This window comes from Streptomyces sp. NPDC002536, assembly GCF_053594995.1.
Map to the genome: position 1 here is coordinate 1 of NZ_JBSFWU010000198.1, position 5,408 is coordinate 5,408.

7 protein-coding genes are annotated in these 5,408 nt (G+C 67.1%); 6 read left to right on the forward strand and 1 reads right to left on the reverse strand.

Translation table 11 applies throughout. The features are described 5' to 3' along the window. Positions 1–128: 128 nt before the first annotated feature. From ACWD4B_RS34950 to ACWD4B_RS34965, 4 genes are read left to right on the forward strand one after another with little or no spacing between them, the layout of a single operon-like run. Positions 129–437 (forward strand): pore-forming ESAT-6 family protein, encoded by a 309-nt coding sequence (locus tag ACWD4B_RS34950; RefSeq protein ID WP_451424548.1) that lies wholly within the window; start codon positions 129–131, stop codon positions 435–437. 42 nt (positions 438–479) lie between these two features. Then, positions 480–902: a DUF6507 family protein gene (locus ACWD4B_RS34955; RefSeq protein ID WP_451424549.1), complete on the forward strand. Its 423-nt coding sequence runs from the start codon at positions 480–482 to the stop codon at positions 900–902. Beyond that, positions 899–3,133, forward strand: a complete 2,235-nt coding sequence (locus ACWD4B_RS34960; protein ID WP_451424550.1) for a hypothetical protein — start codon at positions 899–901, stop codon at positions 3,131–3,133. The genes ACWD4B_RS34955 and ACWD4B_RS34960 overlap by 4 nt, the downstream gene beginning before the upstream one ends. A gap of 49 nt (positions 3,134–3,182) precedes the next feature. Next, positions 3,183–3,950 carry a hypothetical protein gene (locus ACWD4B_RS34965; protein ID WP_451424551.1) on the forward strand — a complete coding sequence of 256 codons (768 nt, stop codon included), beginning with the start codon at positions 3,183–3,185 and terminating at the stop codon, positions 3,948–3,950. A gap of 27 nt (positions 3,951–3,977) precedes the next feature. Here the strand turns inward: ACWD4B_RS34965 and ACWD4B_RS34970 are convergent, their stop codons facing one another. Then, positions 3,978–4,214, reverse strand: coding sequence for a winged helix-turn-helix domain-containing protein (locus ACWD4B_RS34970; protein ID WP_451424552.1), 237 nt, complete (start codon positions 4,212–4,214; stop codon positions 3,978–3,980). 301 nt (positions 4,215–4,515) lie between these two features. Here ACWD4B_RS34970 and ACWD4B_RS34975 point away from each other — a divergent pair, with 301 nt between their 5' ends. Together ACWD4B_RS34975 and ACWD4B_RS34980 are read left to right on the forward strand one after the other, a co-directional pair. Further along, positions 4,516–4,887, forward strand: coding sequence for an ATP-binding protein (locus ACWD4B_RS34975; RefSeq protein WP_451424553.1), 372 nt, complete (start codon positions 4,516–4,518; stop codon positions 4,885–4,887). A 185-nt stretch (positions 4,888–5,072) separates the two neighbouring features. Further along, positions 5,073–5,405, forward strand: coding sequence for a hypothetical protein (locus ACWD4B_RS34980; protein ID WP_336411605.1), 333 nt, complete (start codon positions 5,073–5,075; stop codon positions 5,403–5,405). Positions 5,406–5,408: the final 3 nt, after the last annotated feature.

A 5,408-nucleotide genomic window follows, 5' to 3' on the forward strand; every position in this document is an offset into this window, starting at 1 on the left:
CCGGTATGGATTCGTCGTTCGGTCAGGGTGACCAGGAGTCGGCGGACAACGCGCGTCAGCAGATGGCGTCGGCGAACTTCGACGCGGCCCGCTTCTCGGGCCGCTAGGAATACGGGGGATAGAGAACCATGGCGAATGCAGACCGCCGCAGCTATGACACGGGTGCTTCGGGCGAGGTCCAGGGCTCGTTGCAGGGCATCATCTCCCGTCTGGAGACGGTGCTGACGGAGCGCGATGCGGCCGTGAAGGCTGCGATGGCGGACTTCCAGGCGGACGGCGTGTCCGACCAGTACCACGGCAAGGAACAGCGCTGGCAGAGCGCGGCGCACGAGGTCCGTCAGATCATCAACCTTCTCCGGAACACGATGGAGAAGAACGACGGTACGGCCCAGTCGACGCTGGCGAAGGCGAAGGCTGCCGTCGACGGTATCGGCTGATGTAGCGCAGCACTGTAATTCGGGTAAATACGGGGGTATTTCGTGTCCGGTTGGGATCTTCGGGTCGAGGCTGTGCGTACGGTGCTCGGCGACACCGACACTGCCGCGGGTAAGTTCGAGGGCGAGTTCACGACCTACGGCAACAGCATGGCGAGTGCGGCGCAGTCCGCGGGCACGATGGCCCCGGGGGTCGCTCCGAAGAGCGGCACGCCCGGTCCGGTCGCGGCGGCGTTGCAGGAATTCGCGGATGCCACGATGAAGGATCTGCAGTTCCTGCCCGCCCGGGCGGGCAAGTCCATCAGCGGTGCGGTGAAGGCCACCGAGGAGTACATCGACGGTGACCTCAAGATGGCGCAGGACGCACAGAATGACGCCCTGAGCGCACCGAAGCTCCCGCCGCTGGGCAAGGGCGACGGCAAGGACGGCGGTAAGGACGGTTCGGACGGAAAGGGCGGCGGCAAGTGATCGACGTCAGTTCCATTCCGGACTTCTCCGGCGATCTGGAGCAGCTGGAGAAGGACGCCGGCACCCTGAAGAAAGCCGCATCCGACATCCGCACGACGGGCGGGGACGTCCACAGCAAGTTCCAGGGGCTCAAGTCCTGTTACACCGCCCCCGAGGCGGAGAAGCTGTTCGCGACGACGCTGCCCGTGCGCGACGGCGCGGACACGTTCGCCGGCAAGCTGGAGTCGGTCAGCAGTGCCTTGTCGACGTTCGCCAGTGACGCTCGTCCGCTCGTGACGCGCATGAGTGAGCTGAAGACCCAGGCGGAGGCGTTCTGCAAGTCGGTCGAGGGCAAGAAGGACTGGCAGAAGGATCAGGGCAAGGTCGACAAGAATGCCAGTCTGATCCATGAAGTGGGCCGGGTCTGGGGCGAGTTCCAGGATGCCGAGCGCAAGGCCGCCAACACGATCAGCGGCGTGGCGGGCACCGGTACGAAGTGGACGACCGACGACGGTTCCCACAAGAAGGGCATGTACGGCTTCAGCGCGGACGACGCGGCCAAGGCCGACGACACGCCCTGGGGCAAGGTCGACAAGCGCAAGTACACGGGCGTGGAAGCGGCCTGGCACTGGACGACCGACCACGTGGGAAGCGCCCTCAAGGGCTTCTTCGTGGACGGTGTCTGGGGCACCCTGAAGGGCCTCGGCAACATGGTCAACGTCTTCGACTGGGACACGTGCAAGAAGACGTGGAGCGGCATCGGTGACGTCGTCACCGGTATTGGTCTCTACACGGTCAGGCCGTACGAGCTGGCCATGAACGCCATGGGTCTGCCGGACAAGCCGGACCCGGACGAGGACCGTGCACGGAAGGCGGCACGCGACTTCGGCAAGTCCCTGGTCGCCTGGGACGAGTGGGGCAAGAACCCAGCCCGTGCAGGCGGCACGGTTCTGTTCAACGTCCTCACCCTCGGCTCCGGCTCCCTGCTCAAGCTCGGGAAGGCGGGCACGCTGGCGTCCAAGGCCGGCGAGGCGGGCGAGGTGAGCACCGTGGCGAAGGTGGCGAACGCCCTCGGCAAGACGGGCCGGCTCGTGGACCCGATGACGTACGTCGGCAAGGCGGGCGAGTTCGTCAAGCTCCAGGTCGGCGACCTGATGTCCGGGATGAAGAACGTCTACAAGGGCACGTACACGGACTTCCTGAACGGCACGGGGAAGTACAAGATCCCCGAGACGTCCGTGAAGATGCCCGACGGCACGGTCGTCCACCACGACGGCAGGATGCAGCTGCCGGACGGCACGCCGAGCCAGAAGCCGATCCCGGCCGAGCCGTCGGCGGCGGAGCGTGCGGCGCAGCATCCGGCCGGTACGCCGTCGCACGACCGTGTGCCGGCAGGGGTGGGCGCGGGCCATGGCGGCGACCACCCGGCGCCCGCGCCGAAGCCGATACCGAAGCCGGGCCCCCACCTGGGCCGTGGCGGCGGTGGCGGCCACGTGCCGCCGGGGGGCCACGGTGGTGGTGGCGGTGGCGGCCACGTGCCGACGGGCGGTCACGGTGGCGGTGACCACGGTGGTGGCGGTCACGACGGTGGCGGCGGCCATGGTGGTGGCGGTCACGACGGTGGCGGCAACGGTGGCGGCGGTACGCCCCCGCCCCCGCACGAGGGCGGTACGTACAAGCCGGGCCCGGACGACAAGATCCCGCACCTTCAGCGCCAGGACGACAACTTCGCGGCCGAGCACAACCACAAGGGCCAGCGGAAGGCCCACCTCAACGCGGACGGCGACCTGGTCCCGGCCGACCCCAACGGCGATGCGTCGATCGTCGACCACATCGTGGGCCGCGACCCGAAGAAGTCCGAGAGCCCGTACACGTCGCTCAGCGAGGACGGCGCCGACGCCAAGGACTACGGCGGCAAGAAGATCCGCGTGGATCTGCCGAACCTGGTGAAGGACATCGCCGACGGCAAGGTCAAGGGCGTCGAGGTGTACTCGCCGAAGGAGGTCGAGTCGGCGATCCAGCAGAGCGCCGATAAAATCGCGGGCGAGCACGTGAACATCGACGTACCGCCCGGGACGAGCTACGACGACATCTCGAAGAGGGCCGCGGAGATGGCGAAGGAACACGGCTGGGGCAAGGCCAAGACGAAGCGCATCGAGCAGCGGATCAAGGACATGATGCACACGCGCCGCGACTCCGAGTGGCTCATCAAGGGCGTCGTTCCGCACGAGTACATTCACGAAGCGTCGTGACGTTCGACGCTCGACGTCCGACAGCCAAGGCATTTGAAAGGCATTGACCATGACGCGCTTCCGTGAATTGCTCGGCACGGATTTCGACGGCGAGCCGACGGACGACATCGACGACGTCATCTTCGGCGCATTCGACGACCCGGCCCACCGGGACCGGGTCCCCGGCCTCGTCGAGCTGATGAACGACCCGGCTGCAGCGGAGAATGAGCGCTTCCTCGCCTGCGTCGCCCTGACGACGTGGGGCGAGCCGGCAGGCTACGACGCCGTGATCCGCGCGGCGGCGGACCCGAAGCAGTCGCCTTGGTACGACGTGCTGATCGACCGCAAGTTCTCGGTGGACAGCACCTTCGCGCAGCTCGCGGAGGCGGCGTCGGACATGGACCTCGCGGAGGAGAAGGGCACGCTCGCGCTCCGGACGGAGGCGCTGCGCGCGCTGGTGCGCATCGCCGACGGCGAGTACTTCGAGGACAAGCTCGGCGAACTCTTCGACGGCGCGGTGCTGGTGGACCTGCTCGACGACATCAGGGATGTCGTGGGCCGGGGCGTGCGGTCGCTGTCGGCAGGGGAGCGGCGCTCGTTCGACCTGCCGACGCAGCTGGTGGACCTGGCGAGCGTGGTGGCGCCGGCCGACGGCCCGTTGGCGGCGGAGCTGGCGACGACTGTTCTGGACGCGGCGCCGTCGCAGCGGGCGCTGATGCACGCGGTGACGGTCGTGCACCGGGCGGGCGGTCCGGAGGGCCGGCAGTTCGCCGAGTACCTGATGGCGGCCGGGGACGACGAAGTCCGCTCGGCGGTGCGCGGGGCGTTGGGGGAGTAGCAGGCGGTAGGGGCGCCTTGGGCGCCCCTACGGCAGCTCCTTCGAGACGAACGATCCGAGGCCGGGCTCGGTGTAGATGAGGCCTTCGGCGCGCAGGGCCCGGTGCACCTTGTGGGCAGTCATGCCCGCGATGCCGAACTCTTCCGTGAGCTGGACGACGGACGGGACCCGCGACTTGGGCGGGTACGTGCCGTCCTTGATGCGCTGCTTGATCACTTCGGCTACTTGGCGCCAACGAGGCACATCGGGAACGAATTCGATCACATGGGCACGCTACGTGCTCCATGCAGTGCTATGCGAGATAGAGATTTATAAGGACCCCAAGGATCCTAGGGGTCCTACGCTAGGCTCCGCGCCCAAGGAGAACCCCGGCGACCGCTGACACGGTCCCGGGGCGTGGCCAACGCTGTTATAGGAGCGTCGACATGCGAGACCTTAGCCGCCGCCTGGTCGCAGGAGCGAGGGCCCGATTCGGCCCTCGCGCTCCGCGACACCGGACAATCGTCCCAACATCCATCGACATCGCCCGCCGCGAGGCGACCCGGTGAGCGGGGCGACGTATTGCATGACTGCACCCGCAGTCCCGACGACGGCTCGCCTGGCAAGGGAGTTCGTCACCGCAACTCTCGTGGCGGCCGACCATCACCAACTGGTCGAGGACGCCCGGGTCTGTGTCTCGGACACCGTTGCAAACGTCGTCCGGCACGCCCGCGTGCGGGAGCTCACGGTGGAGGTCGTGGTGAACGCAGAGCGCGTGCGCGTGTCGGTGCGCGATGACGACGCGCGCAGACTGCCATGGCCGAGGCAACCCGGACGGGAAGAGGAAGCCGGCAGGGGCTTGATGCTCGTGCACTGCCTCTCGGACGCCTCGGGCGTCGATTGGGTGTGGGACGAGCTGGAACTGGTGGGCAAGAAGGTGTGGTTCGAGCTGGTGTAATCAGTGCATGGCAGGCAAAACGGGCGGGGTGCAGTATGCACCCCGCCCGTTGTCAGTGGTCCATGACACAGTGATGACACATGGTCATCTGTGGAACCAAAGTACTTTGTGGTCACGTAGATGATGTTGGTAGACATGTTCGGGTTGTCGTCGAGTGACGGCACATGAGACACGGGGGTGAGCTCGTGAAGTTCGACATGGGTAATACGGCGTTGTCGGGCCTGGTGGGCAAGACGCGGGGTTCGAGCGAGGACCTGGGCGGCTTGATCCGGCAGCTGATTGCTGCGGCGCAGCCGTTGGAGGGGAAGTTCAACGGTGCGGGCAAGCAGGCGTTCGACTCGTTCAAGTCGCATTCGGATCAGGTGACGGCGGACCTGAACAGCGCGCTGAGCGCGATTCTGGGTGGTCAGACCGGTATGGATTCGTCGTTCGGTCAGGGTGACCAGGAGTCGGCGGACAACGCGCGTCAGCAGATGGCGTCGGCGAACTTCGACGCGGCCCGCTTCTCGGGCCGCTAGGAA

Coding starts and splice junctions, on each gene's coding strand:
- ACWD4B_RS34950 (WP_451424548.1), top strand. CDS start 129: ATGGCGAATGCAGACCGCCGCAGCTATGACACGGGTGCTTCGGGCGAG.
- ACWD4B_RS34975 (WP_451424553.1), top strand. CDS start 4,516: ATGACTGCACCCGCAGTCCCGACGACGGCTCGCCTGGCAAGGGAGTTC.
- ACWD4B_RS34965 (WP_451424551.1), top strand. CDS start 3,183: ATGACGCGCTTCCGTGAATTGCTCGGCACGGATTTCGACGGCGAGCCG.